Origin of the sequence: Psychrobacter sp. T6-4 (assembly GCF_052258425.1) — a bacterium.
Classification (GTDB): Bacteria; Pseudomonadota; Gammaproteobacteria; order Pseudomonadales; family Moraxellaceae; genus Psychrobacter.
Window position 1 is genome coordinate 19647 of the sequence record NZ_JBQQEZ010000014.1, and the last position, 24100, is coordinate 43746.

General features: G+C 44.4%; 24 protein-coding genes. 14 read left to right on the plus strand and 10 right to left on the minus strand.

Annotated features, from left to right (window positions below; all coding sequences use genetic code 11):
- Positions 1 to 94: 94 nt before the first annotated feature.
- Positions 95 to 1408, minus strand: a complete 1314-nt coding sequence (locus ACTXGE_RS10405) for an O-acetylhomoserine aminocarboxypropyltransferase/cysteine synthase family protein (protein ID WP_443543327.1) — start codon at positions 1406 to 1408, stop codon at positions 95 to 97.
- 140 nt (positions 1409 to 1548) lie between these two features.
- Positions 1549 to 2238, minus strand: a complete 690-nt coding sequence (gene nfuA / locus ACTXGE_RS10410) for a Fe-S biogenesis protein NfuA (protein WP_317200572.1) — start codon at positions 2236 to 2238, stop codon at positions 1549 to 1551.
- A 365-nt stretch (positions 2239 to 2603) separates the two neighbouring features.
- Between nfuA and ACTXGE_RS10415 the strand changes: the two genes are divergently transcribed.
- The 6 genes from ACTXGE_RS10415 to ACTXGE_RS10440 all read left to right on the plus strand — a co-directional run bounded on the left by ACTXGE_RS10415 (position 2604) and on the right by ACTXGE_RS10440 (position 7916).
- Positions 2604 to 3560, plus strand: a complete 957-nt coding sequence (locus ACTXGE_RS10415; RefSeq protein WP_443543325.1) for an alpha/beta fold hydrolase — start codon at positions 2604 to 2606, stop codon at positions 3558 to 3560.
- 69 nt (positions 3561 to 3629) lie between these two features.
- On the plus strand, positions 3630 to 3923 hold the full coding sequence (locus ACTXGE_RS10420; protein ID WP_443543323.1) for a glutathione S-transferase N-terminal domain-containing protein: 294 nt from the start codon (positions 3630 to 3632) through the stop codon (positions 3921 to 3923).
- 12 nt (positions 3924 to 3935) lie between these two features.
- Positions 3936 to 4274: a glutathione binding-like protein gene (locus ACTXGE_RS10425; RefSeq protein WP_443543321.1), complete on the plus strand. Its 339-nt coding sequence runs from the start codon at positions 3936 to 3938 to the stop codon at positions 4272 to 4274.
- 195 nt (positions 4275 to 4469) lie between these two features.
- Positions 4470 to 5522 (plus strand): bifunctional nicotinamide-nucleotide adenylyltransferase/Nudix hydroxylase, encoded by a 1053-nt coding sequence (locus ACTXGE_RS10430; protein ID WP_443543319.1) that lies wholly within the window; start codon positions 4470 to 4472, stop codon positions 5520 to 5522.
- A 166-nt stretch (positions 5523 to 5688) separates the two neighbouring features.
- On the plus strand, positions 5689 to 7086 hold the full coding sequence (locus ACTXGE_RS10435) for a nicotinate phosphoribosyltransferase (protein WP_443543317.1): 1398 nt from the start codon (positions 5689 to 5691) through the stop codon (positions 7084 to 7086).
- Positions 7080 to 7916 carry an SGNH/GDSL hydrolase family protein gene (locus ACTXGE_RS10440; RefSeq protein WP_443543316.1) on the plus strand — a complete coding sequence of 279 codons (837 nt, stop codon included), beginning with the start codon at positions 7080 to 7082 and terminating at the stop codon, positions 7914 to 7916. The genes ACTXGE_RS10435 and ACTXGE_RS10440 overlap by 7 nt, the downstream gene beginning before the upstream one ends.
- 90 nt (positions 7917 to 8006) lie before the next feature.
- Here the strand turns inward: ACTXGE_RS10440 and ACTXGE_RS10445 are convergent, their stop codons facing one another.
- Entirely contained in the window at positions 8007 to 8282 is a 276-nt protein-coding gene (locus ACTXGE_RS10445) for a type B 50S ribosomal protein L31 (RefSeq protein WP_317200566.1), read from the minus strand.
- Positions 8283 to 8766: 484 nt separating this feature from the next.
- Here ACTXGE_RS10445 and ACTXGE_RS10450 point away from each other — a divergent pair, with 484 nt between their 5' ends.
- Positions 8767 to 9870: a GNAT family N-acetyltransferase gene (locus ACTXGE_RS10450; RefSeq protein ID WP_443543314.1), complete on the plus strand. Its 1104-nt coding sequence runs from the start codon at positions 8767 to 8769 to the stop codon at positions 9868 to 9870.
- 84 nt (positions 9871 to 9954) lie between these two features.
- On the opposite strand, the gene ACTXGE_RS10455 is transcribed toward ACTXGE_RS10450, so the two are convergent.
- Complete coding sequence (locus tag ACTXGE_RS10455) at positions 9955 to 10392, minus strand: COG4315 family predicted lipoprotein (RefSeq protein ID WP_317200564.1); 438 nt, start codon at positions 10390 to 10392, stop codon at positions 9955 to 9957.
- 721 nt (positions 10393 to 11113) lie between these two features.
- Here ACTXGE_RS10455 and ACTXGE_RS10460 point away from each other — a divergent pair.
- On the plus strand, positions 11114 to 12655 hold the full coding sequence (locus ACTXGE_RS10460) for an FAD-dependent oxidoreductase (protein ID WP_443543356.1): 1542 nt from the start codon (positions 11114 to 11116) through the stop codon (positions 12653 to 12655).
- A gap of 107 nt (positions 12656 to 12762) precedes the next feature.
- Here ACTXGE_RS10460 and ACTXGE_RS10465 read toward each other — a convergent pair whose 3' ends face one another.
- Positions 12763 to 13440 carry an LOG family protein gene (locus ACTXGE_RS10465; RefSeq protein WP_435949712.1) on the minus strand — a complete coding sequence of 226 codons (678 nt, stop codon included), beginning with the start codon at positions 13438 to 13440 and terminating at the stop codon, positions 12763 to 12765.
- A 228-nt stretch (positions 13441 to 13668) separates the two neighbouring features.
- Here ACTXGE_RS10465 and ACTXGE_RS10470 point away from each other — a divergent pair, with 228 nt between their 5' ends.
- A complete protein-coding gene (locus ACTXGE_RS10470; RefSeq protein WP_443543312.1) occupies positions 13669 to 14607 on the plus strand; it encodes an alpha/beta hydrolase family protein in 939 nt (312 codons plus the stop codon).
- 8 nt (positions 14608 to 14615) lie between these two features.
- Here ACTXGE_RS10470 and ACTXGE_RS10475 read toward each other — a convergent pair whose 3' ends face one another.
- Positions 14616 to 15305, minus strand: a complete 690-nt coding sequence (locus tag ACTXGE_RS10475; RefSeq protein ID WP_317200560.1) for a 3'-5' exonuclease — start codon at positions 15303 to 15305, stop codon at positions 14616 to 14618.
- Positions 15306 to 15432: 127 nt separating this feature from the next.
- Between ACTXGE_RS10475 and ACTXGE_RS10480 the strand changes: the two genes are divergently transcribed.
- Positions 15433 to 16053, plus strand: a complete 621-nt coding sequence (locus ACTXGE_RS10480; RefSeq protein WP_443560307.1) for a M23 family metallopeptidase — start codon at positions 15433 to 15435, stop codon at positions 16051 to 16053.
- 58 nt (positions 16054 to 16111) lie between these two features.
- Here ACTXGE_RS10480 and phoR read toward each other — a convergent pair whose 3' ends face one another.
- The 3 genes from phoR to dtd form a co-directional block, all read right to left on the minus strand.
- Complete coding sequence (gene phoR, locus ACTXGE_RS10485) at positions 16112 to 17209, minus strand: phosphate regulon sensor histidine kinase PhoR (protein WP_443543309.1); 1098 nt, start codon at positions 17207 to 17209, stop codon at positions 16112 to 16114.
- Between the two features lie 48 nt (positions 17210 to 17257).
- A complete protein-coding gene (gene phoB, locus ACTXGE_RS10490; protein ID WP_435949717.1) occupies positions 17258 to 17965 on the minus strand; it encodes a phosphate regulon transcriptional regulator PhoB in 708 nt (235 codons plus the stop codon).
- Positions 17966 to 18105: 140 nt separating this feature from the next.
- On the minus strand, positions 18106 to 18546 hold the full coding sequence (gene dtd, locus ACTXGE_RS10495) for a D-aminoacyl-tRNA deacylase (RefSeq protein ID WP_435949718.1): 441 nt from the start codon (positions 18544 to 18546) through the stop codon (positions 18106 to 18108).
- A gap of 320 nt (positions 18547 to 18866) precedes the next feature.
- Between dtd and asd the strand changes: the two genes are divergently transcribed.
- Positions 18867 to 19700, plus strand: a complete 834-nt coding sequence (gene asd / locus ACTXGE_RS10500) for an archaetidylserine decarboxylase (protein WP_443543306.1) — start codon at positions 18867 to 18869, stop codon at positions 19698 to 19700.
- Between the two features lie 194 nt (positions 19701 to 19894).
- On the opposite strand, the gene ACTXGE_RS10505 is transcribed toward asd, so the two are convergent.
- Complete coding sequence (locus ACTXGE_RS10505) at positions 19895 to 20422, minus strand: peroxiredoxin (protein ID WP_435949720.1); 528 nt, start codon at positions 20420 to 20422, stop codon at positions 19895 to 19897.
- Positions 20423 to 20990: 568 nt separating this feature from the next.
- Here ACTXGE_RS10505 and pstS point away from each other — a divergent pair.
- The 3 genes from pstS (at position 20991) to pstA (ending at position 24077) form a co-directional block, all read left to right on the plus strand.
- The gene (gene pstS, locus ACTXGE_RS10510) at positions 20991 to 22100 is read left to right on the plus strand and encodes a phosphate ABC transporter substrate-binding protein PstS (protein ID WP_443543304.1); all 1110 of its coding nucleotides are present in this window, start codon (positions 20991 to 20993) and stop codon (positions 22098 to 22100) included.
- 52 nt (positions 22101 to 22152) lie between these two features.
- Positions 22153 to 23103 carry a phosphate ABC transporter permease subunit PstC gene (gene pstC, locus ACTXGE_RS10515; protein ID WP_443543302.1) on the plus strand — a complete coding sequence of 317 codons (951 nt, stop codon included), beginning with the start codon at positions 22153 to 22155 and terminating at the stop codon, positions 23101 to 23103.
- A gap of 77 nt (positions 23104 to 23180) precedes the next feature.
- Positions 23181 to 24077: a phosphate ABC transporter permease PstA gene (pstA, locus tag ACTXGE_RS10520; protein ID WP_443543300.1), complete on the plus strand. Its 897-nt coding sequence runs from the start codon at positions 23181 to 23183 to the stop codon at positions 24075 to 24077.
- Positions 24078 to 24100 lie beyond the last annotated feature (23 nt).

A 24100-nucleotide genomic window follows, 5' to 3' on the forward strand; every position in this document is an offset into this window, starting at 1 on the left:
GCGACAACTTTGCTTTACGTTATCTTAAAACCACAGCACTCCAAAACAAAAGCCCGTATCCAGAAAGATACGGGCTTTTTTAGCACTATTTAGTTTATGCTGATGCCAACGCCTGCTCCAAATCAGCCTTGATATCTTCGATATGTTCAATACCAATTGATAAACGTACCATATCCTCGCTCACGCCAGCTTGCTCAAGCTCTTGACCATTAAGCTGACGATGAGTGGTCGTTGCAGGATGACTTGCCAAAGATTTGGCATCACCGATATTAACTAGGCGGGTGATGAGTTGCAGGGCATCGATAAAGCGTGCGCCCGCTTCACGACCTCCCCCTTCTTTATCACTTCGGACGCCAAAAGTTAAGATCGCAGATGGTGTACCTTTCATGTACTTCTGAGCCAATTCATGATCGGGGTGATCTGCTAGACCTGCATATTTAATCCAAGCGACCTTGTCATGGTCACGTAGATATTCAGCGACCGCTTGTGCGTTTTGTACATGACGCTCCATACGCAGGCTCAGCGTCTCTATCCCTTGCAAGATACTAAAGGCATTAAGCGGACTGAGCGCGGCACCGGTATTGCGTAGCGGAGCCACGCGAGCACGCGCAATAAAAGCCGCCGCGCCGACGTCTTTGACGAAGTTAACGCCGTGGTAGCTCACATCTGGTGTGTTTAGTAGCGGGAAACGCTCTGGATAATCTCCCCAAGCAAAGTTGCCACTATCTATAATAGCGCCGCCGATTGAAGTGCCCGTACCGCTCATATATTTGGTCAAAGAATGAATGACGATATCTGCGCCAAATTCAAAAGGACGGCATAGCGCAGGCGTAGCTACGGTGTTATCAATAAAAACAGGAACGCCGTACTCATGCGCGATATCACTGACCGCTTGAATATCGATGATATTACCTAGTGGATTACCGATACTCTCGGCAAAGACCATTTTGGTTTTGTCATCGATTAAGTCGCGAATAGACTCAGGTTTATTGTGGTCAAAGAAGCGCACTTCGATCCCTTGGCGCGGCAAAGTGTGCGCAAATAGATTATAAGTACCGCCATACAAGGTTGATACCGCCACGATGTTATCGCCCATCTCACAAATCGTCTGCACCGCATAAGTGATAGCAGCCATGCCTGACGCTACCGCCAGACCGCCTATACCGCCCTCTAATGCGGCGACGCGCTCTTCTAAAACGGCGTTAGTCGGGTTCATGATACGCGTATAGATATTGCCCGCCACTTTTAAATCAAACAAGTCAGCGCCGTGCTGGGTATCATCAAACGCATAAGAGCTGGTGTGATAAATAGGGACAGCGACCGCTTTGGTCGTCGGTTCAACACTGTAGCCTGCATGGATAGCGAGGGTTTCTAGACGTTGGGCTGGGGCTGTTTGGTCATCACTCATAATACATTCCTTGATCATTATTAGGGTTGGTTAAACGCACTCTTAAAAGCTGTACATAAAAAAAGCTGAGTTTATAATAACCCAGCTTTTTTATGAAAAGAACCATAAGTCTTTGCTTTGCTAATTCCAATAAGGAATATCTACTTATAATAGGCGTTTTCTGTCAGCGTATGATCAGTCTCATCAACGACTTGAGTCAGCTCAGGTATTTGCTGCTTAAGCTGCACCTCAACGCCCTGACGCAAGGTCATATCGACCGCCGAGCAGCCCTGACACCCACCGCCGAATTTGAGTACCGCGGTAAGACCAACGCCCTCTTCTTCGATCAGCTCAAGCAACTGGACGTCACCACCGTGCGCCGCTAGGCTTGGGTTAATCTCAGATTGCAAGACATAGTTGATACGCTCCTCGACACTGGCATCCGCGCCGACTTTTGGCACTTTTGAATTTGGCGCGCGAAACGTTAACTGACCACCAAAGCGGTCTTTATTATAATCGATGACCGCATCTTCTAAATACGGAACGGATGCTGCATCAATAAAGGCGGCAAAGCTATCATAACTAAACTTTAAATCTGCGCTGTCCTCTTCACCTGGCTGGTTGTACGCCATACAACATTCAGCACGCGGCGTACCTGGATGCTCAACAAAGATACGCACACCGATGCCGTCAGTATCTTGCTTAGCTAATAAGTCCGCTAAGTAACCTTGCGCCGCTTCAGTGATAGTAATATTGCTCTTAGTTTCAGTTTGCTCAGTATCTAATGCTGATTCAAACTCAGCAGAATCTTGGCTTGTTGGAGCAGTTTCGTTTGGGTTGTATTCGCTCATAATGCTTCCTATTAATTAAAACAGACGCTGTTTTAGCGCATCTAGTCATCATTGTAAAAGTATGCTGGATATCAAATCTGTGTAGCGCTGTTGTTTATCTATAAAAAGTTGTCAATTGATGTTACCTAGTATACCGTATTTAAAAGATAATTCCGACCGTGCCACTAGGGTTTAAATGTGTCGAAAATTTTTATAAAGGGAACTACAATCACTATTGACCTTTATATTAAGACGCTTTAGTCAATTATCAAGCGCTACTCTATATTTGCAACAACTCTTTATTTGCAAAGATTAAGGCGGCAAGTCAAATATTTTATACCCTATAAAAATAACAACAAACGCCTTATTTCAAGTGAGCCTTTTCCATGATAACAAAGCACTTAACTCTAATTCCTACGTCTGATAATGAGCAAACCGCACTTTGGACAGTAGCTGACGATAATCCTGAACACTATGTCTCAAAGCGGCAAAATGTGTTTTTGACGCATGGCACTTTTTCAGATAAAGGCGTGTGTATGGGTATTGCTAGTTATCTTGCTGCTTTAGGTCATACGTGCTACATCATGGAGTGGCGCGGACATGGTCATAGTCCTGTACCAAAACATAAGTATAAGTTCGAAACTATCGCCCTTTATGATTATAAAGCGAGCTTTGATTATTTATTCGATGAGCTAAAATTAGATCATGTGCACACGGTTACTCATAGCGGCGGCGGGCTGTGTTTGACCATGTTTTTGATTCAAAATCAGCAGTACATCGACAAGGTAAGCAGCGCTACTATATTTGCCTGCCAAGGATATGGCGCGGCCCTCAACCCTATAAGTTACATAAAAGTCATAAGCGCCAAAATAATCAATCGACTCTATGGCTATATCCCTGCCAAAACATTTAAATTAGGTCCCGTCAACGAGAGCTATTACACGATGGTGCAATGGTATGACTGGAACTTGCATAAAAACTTTAAAAGCAGTCTGCTCAAACAAAACGGCAGCGCATTAGGCGCTACCGACGCTCTTGATGACCGTTTTAATTATAAAAAGCATATGTCTAAAATCACCATACCTATCTATGCCATCAGCGGTAGTGGCGATCGCTTTATTGCCCCAAGTCGAGGCTGTAAATTGCTGTTAGATGACTTTGGTCATGATAAGAATGTATTTCGGGAGTATTCAACGCACAGCGGTGATTTGGAAGATTACACGCATAGCCGCATCATTATAAGCCGCAATGCAGCCAAAGAGATTTGGCCAACGGTAGCGACTTGGATTGAAACACACAGCGCCACTTCACCCTGTACATCTCCTCAAACTAACTTCACATAATATAACTGAACTAAGTTTGTGCGCTGGTTACACTCAATAGCGTTATCTATTAATTTGATGGAGTAAATTATGAAGTTATATGTCATACCAGGTACTTGCGCTGTCGTACCCCATACCACACTTGAATGGACGGGCGCAGATTACGAGCTTGAGCTATTAGATCACGACTCCTCTAAGTCAGCAGAATATTTGCGTATCAATCCACAAGGCACTGTCCCTGCGATCGTTGATAGCAGTAGCGATGGCTCTGAAATCATAGTCACTCAAAACATCGCCACTCAAGTCTACATTGATGCCAATTATCCTAAAGCCAATATCTTTGGTACAGATGCTTCAGCTATTAGTAGAGCAAAGGTGATGTAGTGGCTAGCATTTGTGAATGCTGATGTGCACAAAGCCTTTGCGCCACTCTTTGGACCTGATGGCTTCGTTGAAGGCGACTCGGCACAAGAGAATCTAAAGAAAAATGCAAAAGAGAAGATTGCCCATCTCATGAGATTGCCAAACGAGCAATTGGGTAAACACGATTATTTGACCGGCAATAAAACCACTGCTGATGTCTATCTATATGTGACGCTAACGTGGGCAAAGAAGTTTGAGATTGATCTATCTAAGTACAGCAATCTAAACGGGTTTATCAAACGTATGGAGTCAGACGAAGGTTTGAGCGCTGTCATCGAGCAGCAAGGCTTAGATAAGATTGGGTCGCTATAAGTTATGTTATTTTAATCAAATTCGTAAGCCTTCTTTATTAAGTTAAAGGAGGCTTTTTGTTTTATTTATAGTAAAAATCCAATGTCGTCAGCGTCACAAAACATCTTTACACTTGTCAGCCCCTAAGCGCTTGTGTCAGTATTAGCGTCATTGCAGGTACATACCAAAATCGTTTGTCGTAGGGAATTGGCGTTTATGAGTGCATCGTTAGCAAACAGCACAGATAACAAGAATAATAAGCATTATAAATATCTAGTCTTTATCGGACGCTTCCAGCCCTTTCATTGCGGACATAAAGCCGTCGTGGATGAGGCGCTCAAACGCGCAGATAACGTCATCATGCTTATTGGTTCTGCTAATTTGCCGCGTAGCCTGCGTAACCCGTTTTCGGTGAGCGAGCGTACCGCTATGATCAAGGGCGCATACTCAGATGAGGATGCTGCGCGCATTCACTGCGTAGCCTTGGACGATGCGCTATACAATGACACACGCTGGCTCAAATATGTACAAGCGGGCGTGCGCTCAGTCACCCATGACTTGAACGCGGATATTGGCTTGATTGGTCATTCAAAAGACAGCTCTTCTTATTACTTGTCACTATTCCCCAATTGGGCGTCGGTCTCTGTACCCAATTACCATAATCTATCAGCGACACCTATCCGTGATAGCTATCTAATGGGCGCTATGCCAACGCCTGAGCGTACCCCTGATGCCACACGCGGGGTATTAAGCCAGTTTAAAAACACGGCTGAATATGAGCGCTTACATGAAGAAGCAGGCTTTATTGATAAGTATAAAAAACAGTGGGAATCTGCGCCGTACCCGCCGACCTTTATGACCGCAGATGCCTTAGTTGTGCAATCTGGACATATCCTACTCGTTGAGCGCCGTAGTATGCCAGGACGCGGACTGTGGGCATTGCCAGGTGGGTTCTTGAACCCCAAAGAGACGCTATTTGATGCCTGTATACGTGAGCTGCGCGAAGAGACGCGGCTCAAAGTGCCAGAACCAGTACTGCGCGGCTCTTTTCACAGTCAGCATACCTTTGATGATCCGTATCGCTCAGCGCGCGGTCGCACCATCACCCAAGCCTTTTATTTACAGCTCAAAAACGATGCCAAAGGCTTACCCAAAGTAAAAGGTAGCGATGATGCCGCTGCCGCATTTTGGCTACCATTAGCTGAGCTTGACGCGCAAATGATGTTTGAAGATCACTATGCCATTATTACCAAGATGGTTGGGCTTTGACGCTTTATTAGAAATATAGAAGGTTAGGTTCAAAGTATGCCCTTATTTTTGTGATATTGGTCTACATAACTTGTATAAGACGTAACCAGTTTCACCGCCTGCGCCGATAGACGGCAAAGGTTAATCGCCGCAACGCTGCGGCATTTCAAAGCAGAGGAGTTCTGTGATGTACACCAGTAATTTTAATAATTTAATCTTAAATTCAGACAGCTACAAAACCTCACACTGGCTACAATATCCGCCCGGTAGCGAGTACATGTCAAGCTATGTCGAAGCGCGTAGTGGCGATTACGATGTAGTGTTCTTTGGTTTGCAAGCCTTTATTAAAGAGTACTTGCAAACGCCTATTACCACCGCTCACATCGATGACGCTGAATTGGTGATTAAAGCCCATGGCTTACCTTTTAACCGATCAGGTTGGGAGCGTTTGGTTGACAAGCACGATGGACGACTACCGATACGTATTCAAGCCATCCCTGAAGGCAGTATCGTACCTGTGTCTAACGTCGTCTGCCAAATCGTCAATACTGACCCCGAGTTCTATTGGTTACCGAGCTATCTTGAGACTGCACTGCTACGCGCGATTTGGTACCCTTCAACCGTCGCCAGCTTATCTTATTATTGTAAGAACATTATCAAATCAGCGCTGGAAAAGTCCGCCGATAGCATAGAGGGTCTGCCGTTTAAGCTACATGACTTCGGTGCGCGCGGGGCGTCCAGCATGGAGACAGTCGCGTTAGGTAGCCTTGCCAATTTAGTGAACTTTTCAGGTACTGATAGCATGACCGCGTTGGTTGCAGCTAGCCGCTGGTACGGTATGGACAAAGATATGCCCGCCTTCTCTATTCCTGCCGCTGAGCACAGTACGATGACCGCTTGGGGACGCGAGCGCGAAACGCAGGCTTATGAGAATATGCTAGAGCAGTTCGGTGGAGACGGTAACTTAGTCGCTGTCGTCTCTGATAGTTATGATCTGTGGAATGCCATCGATAATATCTGGGGTGTCGCGCTCAAAGATAAAGTCGAGACCATGGGCGGCACTTTGGTTATACGTCCTGACAGCGGCGACCCTGCCAAAGTCGTGCGCGAAGCCTTGGAGCGCTTAGCGATAAAATTCGGTACGACGACTAATAGCAAAGGCTATAAAGTGCTGCCTGACTATGTGCGCCTCATTCAAGGCGATGGTATCAACCCGCAAAGCCTTGGCAAGATATTGGGTACGATAATGGAAGCGGGCTTTAGCGCGGACAATGTCACCTTTGGCATGGGCGGCGGTCTGCTACAACAAGTCACCCGCGATACTATGAGCTGGGCGATGAAATCCAGTGCAATCTGTATTGACGGCGCGTGGATGGATATCTTTAAAGATCCAATTACCAGTCGCTCAAAACGCTCTAAAAAAGGTCGATTGGCTCTGATAAAGAGTGATAATAACCAGCTTACCACTATTAAAGAAGATGCCTTGGCAAATTCTGCTGATAACCTACTCCAAGATGTATTCGTCGATGGTCAACTATTAATCGATGATACTCTAGTCACTATTCGAGGACGTACAGGATGGTAGCCTCTATCAATAAAAAAACGACTGGCAAAATCACTGCCGCCGCAAAAGATGTGCTGCTTGCGCCAATCTATCTATACCAAGGCAGTAAAGTAAAGCGCGATACGGTGCGTTTGCCAGAACCTGAAGGTGAGCGTCATGGATCTGTTTCACTACATAGTATTGAGGATAGCGTGTTGCCTGCGCTCAATCTCATGCTCGTTGGTGACTCTGCTGCCGCAGGCGTCGGTAGCCAAACGCAAGCGGATGCCTTAATAGGTAAACTAATACCAGCGTTGCAAGACCAATCAATAATCCAAGCCATGTTCGGTGTACTTAACTGGGCAGTGCAAGCTACCACAGGACATACCAGCTTTGATATTTTGCGTAGGTTGTATGTCCTGCCGACTCCAAGCCAGTCTGTAGACGTCATGGTATTAAGTGTCGGCGTTAATGACACCACATCCAACATCTCTGAGCGCAAGTGGCAACAGCAACTCGAGGAGATCATCGCTATTGCTCAGCGTAAATTTGGCGTGCAGACTTTGATATTCTCAAGCCTACCACCGATGGCAAAGATGCCTGCCCTGCCTATGCCACTCAACGGCTATGTCGGTGCAAAATCTGACAAGCTCGATCGGATATTACAGCAAGTATGCGACAAGCATAGCGATGTGCACTATATGGCAGCAGACTTTGCTCGTATGGCTAAAGAGTATGGCAACGGCAAACCTATAGATAGCAAAGCTATGTTTGCAAGCGACGGCTTTCATCCTAGCAGCCTAACATATGGTTACTGGGCGCTACAGTTAAGCGATCTGATCAGTGAGTTGCTTAACGATTCAAAGACTTAGGCAGGCGTTAAAGTGATAGTGTTAAATAAACAAGCATAAAAAAACCGCTGAATATTCAGCGGTTTTTTTGTTTTGGATATTAAATCAAAATTACTCAGCAGCATCAGCTTTTTTAGCACGGCCACCGAATGCACCAAAACGCTTGTTAAAGCTAGCAACACGACCTTCAGTTGAGCTTTTACGCTGCTCGCCTGTATAGAACGGATGTGATGCACTTGAGATATCAAGTGGGTAGTATGGGTATTCTACACCCTCATACTCGCGCGTGGTTTTAGTCTTCGCCGTAGAACGGGTCAAAAAATACACGTCGGCATTAGTGTCATGAAACAGTACTTCTTGGTAATTGGGATGGATATCTGCACGCATAATAAACTCTCTAGGTCCGATGTATGTATAAGCTGTTGCTATAAAAGCGCTACATACGTAACTGAGGCACTAAGCACATTGGTAATGCTGGCAATTGTGTCACTGGCTTATTCCAGCACCCAACACCACATCACAGCTCTCTTAGCCTATCCCCAGCGGGAAAATGAAGCAGCGATTTTAACGGTTTTTGCCATTCTTTGCAAGGTACTGCTGAAAAACTACATCTGTTAGATTCGCTCCGTAGAGAATAAAATTATGTTCTGATAATGAAAAACGTACTTGTTTAACCTGGTAAATAAAACATGCTTTTGGATAATTTTTCTTTTCTTACCACAAATACAACTCAAACAATCATCAATTCAAAACAAACATTTCTCTGAAGCTTGTGTATATATTCGTTTATTGATATATTATATATTCGTTAATTAGAATATATAAGTATTAATGACATATTGCATTGCTTAGCTCTAAGGGAGATAACGAAATGAACAAAATAGTAGTTAGTTTTAGAGATATTGATGAAAAATGGGACCAAGATATTTTAAATTATAGATTTGATATTTACCATTTGTCTGGTTGGATTAATAATTCGGCACCTATGGATGGCGGGCAGGCTCAAGGGATTGTTGCTGAATACAAGAACAAAAAGCTTTTTTTACCTATTATTATTAGAAACATTGACAGTGAATATTGGGATGCCACTTCTACATATGGCTATTGCTGTCCCTTAATTGATGACACTTTAACTGATGTCGAAACGAACATGATTTTAAAAGAGGTCAAACAGTTCTTATACAAAGTAGGATGCGTCTCCCTATTTATGAGATTGCATCCAGTGATCAGCCAAAAATGGACCCCTTCTATTGGTAGCTCCTTTACTCACGGTGTGACGCTCATGTCCGACCTGACGAAGACTGAAGCTGAACATTGGGCAGAGACTCAAAACCAACATCGTAGAGGCATTAAAAAGGCGTTGAAGATGGATGTAACTACTAAAATTGAGCAGTTAGATGATAGAAATATTGATACCTTCTCAAAGATATATAAAGAAACAATGACACATGTTAATGCAGATGAGTATTATTTCTTTGATGATAGTTACTTTGATGGTTTATCAAAAAACCTTGGTCATAGACTATTATTGATCACAGCTTATAAAGATGGTCACGCCATTGCCTCATCCATTTATACTTGCTGTAAAGAGTCGGGCATTATGCAGTTTCATTTAGGTGGCACTGTTAGTGAATATCGACATTTACAACCCTCTAAACTTATCACTCACGTGGCACGCGAGTGGGGTCGCCAAAATAACTATAAGATACTGCATTTAGGCGGCGGTGTTGGTAGCAACCTAGATACTTTGTATGAATATAAAAAAGGATTTAGCTCTCAATCGTTGCTATTTAAAACCTACAGATTAGTGATTAACCAAGATAAATACGACGATTTGGTAGATGGTGCTGGATTTGATAACAGCGAGCTTGATTCAGACTTTTTTCCTTTATATCGACAAGTTGCTGCTCAGAAAGTACAACCTGTTGAAGAGGTCGCTGAAGTAGTCGAAGAAGATATGGCTGAGGTTGCATAACTACTCGTATCAGCAAAAAAGCAGCCAATATAGTGGCTGCTTTTTTATGTTTATAAATAGACTCAGACTGTATTTAGCTAAAGATTACTTAGTGCGGACAATGTGCCAGACGCCGCCTTTATTATCGCCATCTTTATCGCCGACTTTAGTGTCGTTGGCGTAGAAATATAAGGGTTTGCCATTCATGGCCCACTGATAACTGCCGTCTTCGCGCTGAAATGCTGCAAATTGACCAGAAGCTTTAGCATTACTAGGTGCCATAAGGGCCGGCCAAGCGACCATGCAGACAGAGCCACATTCTGATTTGTTTGCCATCGTATCTTTATCATAAGTATACAAAGTCATGTAGTCTTTTGAATCGACCAACATACCGCCTCTACTGGTTACAGGCGCCATGTTGCTACTAGTGGCTTTTACTTCATGCATACCTGAGTCATCATTGCCGATGACACTTTTAAGTGTCGTACAACCAGTCAAGGTAAGCACACCTGTTAACGCTGACAACATTATAATATTTTTCATTGTTATATCCTTGTGATCTAAAATTTGATTTGAATATCCATATAGTGCTCTGTCCAACACGCTCACAAGGAGTACTTAGTAGCACTCCTTTTTTTGAAGTTACTTATTTTAAAGTTACGTGTTTTTGCCAAGTAAATATAGCATGTCTGTTTAGTCAATCAATTATGTACGCTTATAAAATTACAAAACTATCTCAAAAGCGATTTCCTCATATAATTACCACACGCCTATTATCTGTAGTGTAGAGATCAAAAATCTTATATCACACGTAAAAAAATAAACATCTTTCTGCTTAGATATTCATATTTCTTATTTATGTAAATTCCCTCTAGCTTTATACACACTTTATGTTATCTGCTGACAAAAACAGTGCATGTTTTTACGCATATATCCCAAATAAATTTGCTTTTTTTTATATCATAGGCTAATGATTATTTAATACTAACAATGACTCACAAGATACAGATCAGACATTGAAATCAGTAGGTATCACGCTTATATAGTCTATATAGCACTATTTAACTACGCTTCACTTAAGTAGCACTCTCTTTAGTCATTGACGACTTAACTTAAAAATCAGATTGCTAGATAACATCTGATAAATACACTGAAATTTTAGGTATAGCGGCATGTAATATGATGAGCCGATGCCAGCAAGGATAAAACAACGCTGATGAATTCAATTACTATAGACGACCGGTACAAAGACCTCAAAATTACGATGCCTAGTACCCGTTATGGTCAAGCAAAACGCGTAGGTATACTCGGCGGTGGTACTGCAGGTGCCACTATTGCTATTCGCTTGGCTGCGCTTGGCATTGAGACTCATTTGTTTGAAAAAAAGACCTCACTTATTGATGGCCCTCCCATGTGTCATCTACATGCTGGTGGTAATTTGTACCGTGAAATTCCAGACGAGGACTGCGTAGCGCTACTTGAGCAGTGCATTGATATATTGCGTCTGTACCCGCATACGATGGATGTGCGCCCTACTGTCTTTGCTGTACCTAATCGTGATGAAGGTCAGCCTGAAGATTTGCTGCCGCGTTTGGACATCTTGACTGAGGCTTATCGTAAGCTTATTGAGCAAGACCCTAAGAATAAAGTTTTAGGAGAGCCTGAAGATTACTACCAGCTCTATAGCCATGAAGATCTTATCGCTTTATCTAAGCGTGAGCAGGTTCTTGCGCCTAGCACGGTAGATGAATGGGTAATACCTGCCGCTAAACACTTGGATTTGAATAAGATTAAATTCCCAGTGATTGTCGTACAAGAATACGGCTGGAATATCTTTCGTCTGGCAGCTTCAGCGCAATTAGCGTTAGAGGGTTATGACAACGCTCATGTCTTTACCGATACGCAGGTTAAGCAAGTGACAGCAGTTGATTGTGAAAATTGTACTAATGCTGATCATCATGTGACTAAATGGCGTATTGACTATCAGCAAAACAGTCAATCTGAAACCGAGTCTGTTGAAGTGGATTACTTAGTCAATGCTTGCGGATTTCGTACTGGTGTTATCGATGACATGGTCGGTGTTGAAGTCACGCGTATGGTCGAGTTCAAATCCTCTTATATTACTCATTGGGATGATGCAGGTGGACAGATACCTGAGATTATTATCTATGGTAGCCGCGGTACACCAGAGGGCATGGCGCAGCTTACGCCATATCCAGGCGGTTATTTTCAGATACATGGTATGAGTAAATTCATCACTTTGTTCAATGATGGACTAGTCGCCTCAAATGAGATCAGCGCGCAGCCCAAACTTCCTGAAAAATACGTGCATTATATTGAAGATGGTTGGGATAAAGCGCCATTGCAAGCGCGTGGTCAGCAAGCCATTGAATATGTAGCTGAGTTTGTGCCGACCTTCAATAGTGCGCGTACCGTTGGTAATGCCCTCTTTGGCGGTCAACAAATACCAGGAAAAGATGATACGCTGCGAGTTGCTGATGTGAGCTTGTACTCAAACATCCGCTACGCACGCGCTGAAAACGTCAAAGCCTCTTCGACGCTAATTGCCGCCGACCAGATCGTTGATGAGTTAACTGCTCTAGGGTTAGTTGATAAGGATACTACTGCCAATTGTAGTCGTTACGCTCACAATTGGGCTTATCTTACGCGCCATGATAGTGAGGATATTCATCACTTGGCACAAGATATTGCACTACAAAGAAATTTTCCAATTGCAATGGCAGGCGTTAATCGTACTATAGATAGCGTGATAGATGACGTATCAAACGATCTTGCTATCGCATAGATTTCGTATCAGGGTTAAATATTATCTACAAAAAAGGGAGTAGCCTGCTATCGATTAGCGAGCGACTCCCTTTTGCGGTTCTTAATTTTGATTTTCTAAGTAGTCATTTACTGCCCAACCATCTTATCAGTATCGACGCCGCCATTGAGAGTGACGACAGTCAATAACAGATCAATTGCTTCATCGATGCTATTGCACACAACTAAGCGATCAAGGTCTTGCTGCTTCATAAAGCCCTGCTCTGTCGTATATTTAAGATGTTCAATCATCCGATCATAAAACCCGTTAATATTAAGAATAATCATAGGCTTTTCGTGCTGATACAGCTGACGCCAAGTGGCAATCTCCATGATTTCCTCAAGCGTCCCAAGGCCACCTGGTAGAGTAATAAAAGCGTCTGCGTACTCTGCCATAACCGTTTTGCGCGTGTGCATGGTATCAGTCAGGTGCAGGCGCGTAAGCCCTTGATGAGCGATTTCATGCTTGAGCATAAAGGTTGGAATGACGCCGACTGCTTGGGCGCCGCTGTTGATGACCTCATCTGCGACTGCACCCATCAGGCCAATACTCGCGCCGCCGTATACCAATCCCATGCCATTTTTGGCAAGCGCTTGACCCAAATCGCGCGCGGCTTGCTCGTATATCTCGCTGTTACCTAAGCGCGAACCACAATATACGGCGACAAGCGGCATGGTTAACGTTGATTTATCTACGGCTTTTTCGATATGGGTGATATCTTGACTGGTAATTACTTCATAAGTGTCATTATTGATTTTCATTTGCATTACTTTTGCCCTTAGCGTTTTATTTGAATTGTAAGTCTTCAGTTGTCTATTGGAAAACATTCCTATTTATCTTAACATAAGCCAAGTTACTAACCTGTAACCAGCACTTATCAGTACGCACTTACCATACCGACTGCTATTGATAGTCGTACTCTATGTCTTGTTTCAGCTTATGTTTTAATTTTCTCGATTCGCTAACAACCATAATATACTTTTTAGGATGCCGCTATGCTCAATGATGAAGCTCTAAACCAATCAGACGCCAACGATAGCTTTACTGTTGAGAGCAACTTTACTGTTGAGACTTACCTATTGACCATCATGACTGAGCGCAATCAGGCTTTGGCAGCGACCGTTTATCGTCCTAAAGCTGATATCAAAGCGGCGGTAATGATGGCACCTGCCACGGGTATCAAGCGTCAGTTTTATCATAATTTTGCCAGCTATTTGGCAGAGAACGGCTTTGGAGTCATTACCTTCGATAATGAAGGGATTGGTGAATCACTTGCAGGTAATTTGGCAAAATGTGATGCCTCACTCATTAGTTGGGGTCGTCATGATATGCCAGCGGTGCTTGACGCCCTACAAGATGAATTTCCAGATGCAGCTTTCCATTTGATCGGTCATAGTGCAGGCGGTCAGCTGATCGGTCTTATGCCAAACTACGAGGCCATCAGCTCAGTATTCAATGTCGCTTGCTCCTCAGGACAAATCAAAAACATGGATATGCCCTATAAGCTCAAAGCAATGGGTTTTATGGACGCTTTTATTCCGCTGAGTAACTTAGTGCTAGGCTATACGCCAGCCGACAAGATTGGTATGGGTCAGCCGCTACCGCGCGGCGTGGCGCGTCAATGGCGCGAGTGGTGTAATGGTGCCGGCTACATCAAAACCGCACTTGGCAAAACCATTCATAACCATTTTTATAATAAAATCGCTATGCCAGCGCTATGGCTAGGTTTCACTGATGATGAGATTGCCAATAGCGAAAACATCGACGATATGATACGCGTGTTCCCCAACATGTCAGTAGAAAAGCACTATCTAGACCCTAAAGATTTGGGCGTCAGTCACATCGGTCATATGCGCTATTTTAGCAGTAAAACTCATGCCAAAGCGCCGCAACTATGGCAAATGGCGGTCGATTGGTTAAATGAGGGAGAGTAAGCTCTTTACTATATTTTATCTTCTGCATTTTGCTCCTCTACGCGCTTGGTCAAGGCAGAATGCAATGAGGGCTGCATATTGTGGATATTACCTAGCATCCACTTAACATAGCTCATAGGCACGTCTTTTATGAGTTTGCCCTTATGCTTACCAAAGGGCATTTTGCCGACGGGACTTGCGGTATTTGAGATGGTATGCGCCGCCGCAAAGTCAGTCGGCGCAATTTGCAGGCGCTCACAGCACGCTTTGTACAATAGATAACACATACGCGCATCGCCTAGCGCATCATGCGCGGCAATAGTCATAGTGCTCGCGGCATCGACGCCCAATAGTTGTTCAATACATTTGGACTGACCATAGTAGCGCCACTCTGGAAAGGCGGCGCGGGCCAGCCTAACCGTACATATCAGCTTAGCCGAGGGTTTCCCTATCACTCGCCAGTCAAAGCGTACATTGTGACCGATTAAGTACTCTGGCAACTCAAACTGCTCCAAATCGAAGCGCTCACACTCGGCAACATCCTCATCAGTAATGCCATGTACCTTGATGACGATAGGTGAGATAGTGCGGCCACTATTGAAGTATTTCATCCACTCAAAGCCAGTCGCCACATTGATGGTCGCTACTTGAATAGGACGCGGGTCACTACCTTGGTCGGTTTCGGTATCGATAATAAGCGCAGTACTAGGTTCAGTCATAATAGAGATCAATCATCAGGAGTTATTGTAGTTATCGCTACTCGTCAAAGAGCCTTAAACCCTTCATAATACAGCTAAAATTTGTAATAACCGTATTATACCACTCATCAGCTCACAAGAGACAATGATGCCACCAGTTCAGCCGCCGCCTCTGCCTAAGTCCCCTAAGCCCCCTAAGCCCCCTAAGCCAAGCCTGTTTACTCGTTTATTAAGGGTACTGATCAGAGCTATAGTATTGTTTGCACTGTTATTTATCGTTGATAAAGTCCTCCCTACGCTTAAATGGCAGACGCAGGACTTTGTCGTAGCAAAATGGAAGCAGGTCAATCTATTGCAACAACCCTTGCCAGTAGAGAATAGTCTTCCAAATCCACTACCTGGGCAGCATTTGACTGATACGTGGGGTGCGGCGCGTAGTCAAGGGCGCTCTCATGAAGGTATCGATATTTTCGCGGAGCGTGGCACACCGATACACGCTACTACGCAAGGAGTGGTTAGCAAGGTTGGCGAGAATACTTTGGGAGGGCGCGTGGTCGTCGTCGTTGGGCCTGGTGGCGCAGGACATTATTACGCGCATATGGAAGATTACGCAGACATAGAAGTCAACGATTGGGTGGATAGTGGCGACATCATCGGCTATGTGGGCGATAGTGGTAACGCCAAAGGCACGCCGCCTCATGTGCATTACGGCATCTATATCAAGGGTAGCGCGGTGAATCCTTATCCTTTACTTATAAAACCTGAATGATCACGACTTAGGTATCTCATACATTGATCCAATACGATACGTATGGTTAGACAATCCTTTAAGATAGTGAGCGTACATAACTGCTAGCAAAAGTCGCACTAAATGTTGAACCTATGCCTAATTCCGACTCGATTTGTAAGCATGTATTGTATTGATGCAATACATGCTTGACGATAGCCAGCCCCAGTCCCGTGCCTCCTGTAGCACGGCTACGACCACTATCGACACGATAAAAACGCTCTGTTAAACGCGCGATATGCGACGTGGCAATACCGATACCATTATCTGTAACAGAGAACTGACAACCCTGAGAGGTTTTAACCCAGCTAATTTCGATATTGCCGCCTTTTGGCGTATACTTAATGGCATTAATGACTAGGTTCGATAGCGCGCTGTTTAAGTACATCTCTGAACCATACAGCCCGTCATAAGTGTCTATTTGCAAATGAATGGTATGTCCATAGTCCTGATTGTAAGCCTGCGCATCATCGTACACATGCGTGAGCAATTTGGTCATATCGATATAACCAAGCTCATACGTCTCTTCGATTTCGATTTTGGACAACAGTAGCAAATCATTTACGATTCTATTCATACGCGCGGTCTGTTGAGTCATCAGCTCAAGCCCACGTTGCCACTTTGGTGGTATGTCGGATTGGTCTGAGTAGTTCTCTAGGTAGCCCATCAATACGGTCAATGGCGTTCGTAGCTCGTGAGAGACATTGGCTACAAAATCGCGGCGCATTTGCTCTAAATGCTGCAATCGCGTCACATCATAGATCATCAACAGCTTATCCTTATCAAAAGCTGTCATCTCACACTTTAAATAACGCTTGGGATCACGCCATGAGGCCATGTGCACACCATCATTATGGACATCTTTGTGCAGATCGTGATGGGCTGTGACCTCTTGATAATACTCGTGAAACTCAGGCGCCTGAATATAGTCAAAAATGCTTTTGCCCTGATCTTTGTCTTGCAATGATAATAGCTGCGCCGCTGCCAGATTCCACCACGTCAAGCGATCGTCACCGTCTATTAAAACCACGGCATCTTTTAGCGCTTCCCAAGCACGGTTCATCTTTGTCATTACTGTTTTATTATCAAATCGATCAGCTTGCTCAGACGTATTTGGCTTGTGGTGGTCAATCGACATGACTACTCTCATCCTTTCTCGTAGCGAGACTGTGTTTAGTGGTTACGTTTACTGCTTTTTTTCAATCAAACTAGACATGCGATAACCGGTGCCGCGAACCGTTTGAATCAAGGTATCACAGCCATAAGGACGTAGTAATTTACGTAAGCGCCGAATGTGTACATCGACTGTTCGCTCTTCGATATAGACGTTGCCGCCCCAAACCTGATCTAATAGCTGCGAGCGCGTATAAGCGCGCTCTGGACGACTCATAAAAAATGCCAGTAAGCGATATTCTGTCGGACCTATATCGATAAACTGTCCATTAGCACTCACCCGCTGGCTTTGATTATCTAAACTAAGCGCGCCTATTGTTATCGGTGTATTACTACTAAGTGCGCTACTACGGCGTAGCACTGCCTTGATTCTTGAGATCAGCTCACGCGTCGAGAACGGCTTGGTCATATAATCGTCCGCGCCGGCATCGAGACCATGAACCTTGTTATCTTCCTCTCCTTTTGCCGTGAGCATAATGACCGGTATCTCGCGCAGCAACTCATCACTCTTTAGCATGCGACAAAAATCAATACCGCTTTTATCACCGGGCAACATCCAGTCTAGCAAAATCAGCGCTGGCCTATGATCCACCACTTGCTGGTGTGCCTCAAACGCGTCCGCCGCTTGCAAACTCTCAAACCCTGCGCTCTCAAGGGTCATCACTACCATTTCGCGAATCGCAAGCTCATCCTCGACAATCAAAATCTGCTCACTTTGCATATACAAGCCTTGTTATAAAACTTTGAGTAATTAACATATAAAGTCGATGCTTACTGACTACTTATTAAACACTTAAATTGTGACGGTTTGATGACACTTAGCTCTATAACATTAGGTTCTATAATTTATAACATTTAGCGCTATAACACTTCTAATATAAAGTTAAGTGGTCCATCATTAATACTTGCAACCTGCATATTAGCGCCAAACTGACCTGTGGCAACGTTTGCATGCTTAGACTGGGCGTAAGCGACCATCTCAGAAAATAGTGCCTGCGCTTTATCAGGAGCCATTGCGCCGCCAAAGTCGGGACGCCGACCTTTATTGGTTTTTGCCATGAGGGTAAATTGCGATACTAACAATACACCGCCATTCACTTGTTGCACGTTTCGGTCAAGCTTATTGCTCTCATTTTCAAAAATACGGTAGGTTAATATTTTATCGATCATACGCTTGCCATGATCTATCGTATCCTCGTGTCCAAGCCCAATATAAGCTAATACGCCCTGCTCTATAGCGCCAACAGTCTCTGCGCCGACCGTGACACTGGCATTATGAACCCGCTGAATGAGTGCCTTCATTCTGACTCCTTTGTTGAGATTGATACTATAATCAGTCTAATATAAAAAAATACAGCGAGGTTGAAATAGTTTTTTTGCAGCATCAAGCGGCGTAGGCACAGCACGCAAGAAAAAACTATTTCAATCTCGCGCTACAATATGACTTATCTGTTTTATTTGATATCGACTATAGCTTGCACGTTTTAGTAAGAGGGCTAAATAAAACAGTCGTAAACCGATAACTTATGCTCACACAGCATCCGCTTTATCGTGATAAAATACCGCCATTCATGTACTTATACAAACACCGCTCTTATACAAAATACTTTGGTAGCTTTATTATGAATTTATTCGCCACGATCCAACAGTTTGTCCCGCAGCAGCAATTAAGCGAAGTTGCTGGGCGCTTGGCCTCAAGCCGTCACCCTATGGTCAAACGTGCTTTTATCCGCAGCTTCGCTAAAGCTTATCATGTCACCCTTGATGAGTATGAGCGTGATAATTTTAATGCTTATGAGAGCTTTAATGACTTTTTTACCCGCGAGCTCAAAGATGATGCGCGCCCTATCGACGACACTTATAACGGTATCGTGAGTCCTGCTGATGGTGTGATATCGCAGCTCGGTCAAATTAGGGATCAGAAACTATTGCAAGCCAAAGGTCGCGACTATGATATAGGTCAACTGCTCGCCAATAGCGCGGATGGCGAATATTTTGCGGACGGTAGCTTTGCAACCGTTTATCTTGCGCCAAGTAACTATCACCGTGTGCACATGCCTTTTGAGGGTAAGCTGATAGCGACTCGCTATGTGCCGGGTACGTTATTTTCGGTTAATAATACCACGGCGGCTAACATACCTGACCTGTTTGCGCGCAATGAGCGCCTGGTGTGTCTGTTCGATACCGAGTACGGCAAAGCGGCGGTGGTGATGGTCGGTGCGATGATCGTGGCCGGTATCGAAACCGTCGCTACGGGTAAAATCACTCGCACTGATAATATACAAGAAGCCCAGCACGATATGGTTTTGGCAAAAGGTGAGGAGCTTGGGCGTTTTTATTTGGGCTCAACCGCTATCGTGGTACTACCAAAAGGCGCAAAAACAGCTTGGCAAGATACCATGCAGCACAGCTCAACCGTACAAATGGGGCAATTGCTAGGAAAGTCTGAAATATGATACTAGTGAGGCGTGCTACCTAAGTGTAGCTACCTAAGTATATATGCTATTTCTAATGTAGCATGATCCCTCCTAGGCTAGCTCGAATCAGCGATAGACAGTCTTAAAAACCATAAAAAACTGCGTAGCCCTTATATTTAAGGACGACGCAGTTTTTTTTCTTGTGTTTGAGGACTGATATTTGAGACTAGTATTTAAGCATTACTTTTTAAATACTCAAGCATAGTGTCTGCATCTGATACTTCAAACGGATCTATTGGGCAATTGTCGCCAAAATCAGGTTCCTTAAACACTTTTTTGATGGCTTTATTGTCGACAAGCATCGAATAACGCCATGAGCGCATACCAAAGCCCAGATTACTCTTATCAACGAGCATGCCCATTTTGCGAGTGAACTCACCATTACCATCAGGCAGCAAAAAAACGTTTTCGCGGTTTTGCTTGAGACCCCATTGATACATGACGAACGCATCGTTGACAGAAACGCAAACGATTTCATCTACGCCTAACGCCTTAAACTCATCGTAAAGCGCTTCATAACGAGGCAGATGGCTGGTCGAACACGTGGGTGTAAAGGCACCGGGTAGTGAGAACACCACCACTTTTTTATTGGCAAATAGCTCATCTGTGGTTAAATCATACCAAGTAAATGGGTTATCTCCTCCAATAGAGTCATCACGAACACGAGTTTTAAAAGTCACATCAGGGACATGGGTAATCATTGTTTTCTCCGATTTAGGGTATTGTCTTCTTTTTAAAATACTGCGTTGATATGATAATAGCTATAGCCGTCCATAAGCAAATCTTTAAACTTATATTCACTATATAAGCTAACAAAGTAATGGGCTTGTATTTAGACTTTGTTAGCTGCTCTTGCCTTCTCGTAAACTGCGCCCTCCTCCAAATTCAGTCCTACTCACTCATCTAAATCCCTTTAAATCTAAATCTCTTTAAATCTAAGTACCTTTAAACAAATGTATAAATAAGTGCCTTTTTTATTTGGCATCATTTAAAGATTATATCGATCCTAGTATTGCCTTTGGCGCTGGCAACTTTTCAGGCTTGTATAGAAACTCTAGAGCGTGTTGAACTTACTTTTCTAGATAAGGGACATGCCCTAACTTCTGTCAATTTTTAACTCTCTTTTGCTTAAATATTATCAATGTCATCAAATTGTCATATTTGCTTGGCATGATGTGCTTATTGATTCACACATCATGCCAAGCATATTCATCACGTTTTTTTGATAAAAGATAATCACTCATAAACCAGTCATTTTTAGGAGCCGTTATGCGTTACTCATTTTTAGTCGTCGCCCTCGCCAGCGTACTTAGCTTAAGCGCTTGTAGTCAGTCAACGAATGATACGGCTGCCGCTCAGAGCAATAATGCTGCTGGCGCTAGCGAAAACGTATCTATGAGTATCACTGGAGCGGGCGCCTCATTTCCGCAGCCTATCTACGCCAAGTGGTCAGACGCTTATAATCAATCGACGGGTGGTCAAGTCAACTATCAGTCGATTGGCTCGTCGGGCGGTATCAAACAAATCATTGCCAATACGGTCGATTTTGGGGCGTCCGATGCCCCTATGACACCAGAGGAGCTAAATGCAGCTGGTCTAATTCAATTCCCAACAGTGATCGGTGGCGTCGTTCCTGTGGTTAATATTAAAGGCATAGCGCCTGGTCAATTAAAATTAGATGGTGACACTTTAGCCGATATCTATCTGGGCAAAATTAGCAACTGGAATGACCTTGCTATCAAAGCCATGAACCCAGATTTGGCGCTGCCTGATGCAGCAATCACTACTGTGTTTCGCTCGGACGGTTCAGGCACGACCTTTAACTTTACCGATTACTTGGCCAAGGTATCTAGCGACTGGAATAACAATGTTGGCGTGGATAAGACTGTCAAATGGCCAACCTCAGCTACGGGCGCAGGCGGTAAAGGTAACGAAGGCGTCGCCAGCTATGTGACGCGTATGAATAACTCAATCGGCTACGTTGAATATGCCTATGCCAAGCAAAACGGCATGTCACACGTCGCGCTCAAAAATGCCGCGGGTAATGTCGTACAGCCTTCTATCGACACCTTTGCCGCAGCAGGTGACATCGACTGGTCACAACAAGAAGGCTTTTACAAAGTCATTACCAATTCTGAGACCGCACAAGCATGGCCTATCGCCGCGGCGACTTTTATTTTAGTGCACAAGCAACCAAAAGATGCGCAGCAAGTCGCAGGCGTCTTAGCCTTCTTTGACTGGGCGTATAGCCAAGGTGATGAAGATGCGCTAGCGCTTGATTATGTGCCCTTCTCTGATAACGCCGTGACGTTGTTCAAAGCGAAATGGAGCGAGGTTGTCGATAGCGAAGGCCAGCCTGTTTACACCTCAAACCTTTAGACGAACACCTAGTCATCTCTATTGTTAAACTTATTAAAATATTGAGACTGTTATGGCAGATCTAAAATTCCAACTGGCAAAACAAAAACGCTTGGATGCAATTTTTGTCACTGCGACCAAAGCTTTTGCTATCTTGGTGCTATTGTCGCTTGGCGGTATTTTACTCTCATTAATAGTGGGCGCATGGCCTAGTATCAGCGAGTTTGGACTTGGGTTTTATACCAGTAATAATTGGGATACGGTCGGCGATCAGTACGGTGCGCTCGCGCCTATTTATGGCACGCTGGTCACCTCCTTTATCGCTATCTGTATCGCGGTGCCTGTAAGTTTTGGTATTGCTATTTTTTTGACTGAGCTATGCCCTACCTTTTTAAAGAAGCCATTAGGCATTGCCATTGAGCTTCTCGCGGGCATCCCTTCTATCATTTATGGTATGTGGGGTTTGTTTGTCTTCGCGCCTTTCTTTGGCGATCATATTCAGCCTTGGTTTATCGAACATATCGGGCCACTGCCTATCATTGGCAAGCTATTTGCGGGTGCACCGATGGGATTAGGGATGTTTACCGCCTCCTTAGTGCTCGCCATTATGATTATTCCTTTTATCGCGGCGACCATGCGTGATGTGTTCTTAGTCGTGCCTGACTTGCTTAAAGAATCCGCTTACGGTATGGGCGCTACTACGTGGGAGGTCATGTTCAAAATCATTCTACCTTATACCAAAACGGGCGTGGTCGGTGGGGTGATTTTGGGTTTGGGTCGCGCCTTAGGCGAGACAATGGCAGTGACCTTTTTGATCGGTAATGCCTTTAATATCAGTCCTAGTCTATTCACCTCTGGGGTCACGATTACCTCAGCGTTAGCCAACGAGTTCGCCGAAGCATCAAGCGAGTTGCACTTAGCATCCTTGTTACATTTAGGGCTGATTCTGTTTGTTATTACCTTTATCGTGCTCTCGATATCCAAATTAATGCTGATGCGTATTGATCAAAAAGCGGGCACTTGAGTTAAATGCATAAGCGCTACAGCCGATAATGTTTTAGAACAAAGTATCACTATTAAACCCAAAAGGATAAATGCCTTATGACCTCAGTGCCTGTGACTACTAAGCCCGCTGCAAGCTTTGATGCTCGCTATAACCAGCATTTATATAACAAGCGCCGCTTGATTAACAAACTAGGGCTTGGATTTGCGCTATTGGCTATGGGCTTTGGTTTATTTTGGCTCTCGTGGATTTTGCTAACGCTTGTCACCGAGGGTGTTCAAGGTCTGGTCACTATGCCCATATTTACGGCAGATACGCCGCCGCCTATGGGCGCAGGTGGTCTGCGCAACGCTATCGTTGGCTCTATGATGCTCGCCTTTTCAGGACTTGCGATTGGTGCGCCGATAGGTATGATGGCAGGCATTTATCTAGCAGAGTTCTCGCATGGCAGTATGTTAGGTAAAGTGACGCGCTTTTTGAATGATATTTTATTATCAGCGCCCTCAATTGTTATCGGTCTGTTTGTCTATGCGCTGATGGTCAAAGGGCAAAGCTTCTCGGGTTGGGCAGGTGCGGTGGCATTAGCGCTGATTGTGATTCCTGTCGTTGTGCGCACCACTGAAAACATGCTCAATCTCGTACCCAATACCCTGCGCGAAGCGGCGTATGCCCTAGGCACACCGAAATGGAAGCTGGTCAGTACGGTCACGCTAAAAGCGGCTAAAGCGGGTCTGACCACAGGCGTGCTCTTAGCTTTTGCGCGCATCACAGGTGAGACCGCGCCCCTACTATTTACTGCGCTGAACAACCAGTATTTTAGTACTGATATGACAGGACCCATGGCTAACCTGCCTAACACCATTTATCAATTTGCGATGAGTCCGTACGACAATTGGCATGCACTGGCTTGGTCAGCGGCACTACTGATTACGGGTACGGTATTAACCTTAAATATTGTCGCACGCTCAATCGGTGGCAGAGACCATACTCGATAGCGCATAACGTTATGGCGCGTTGA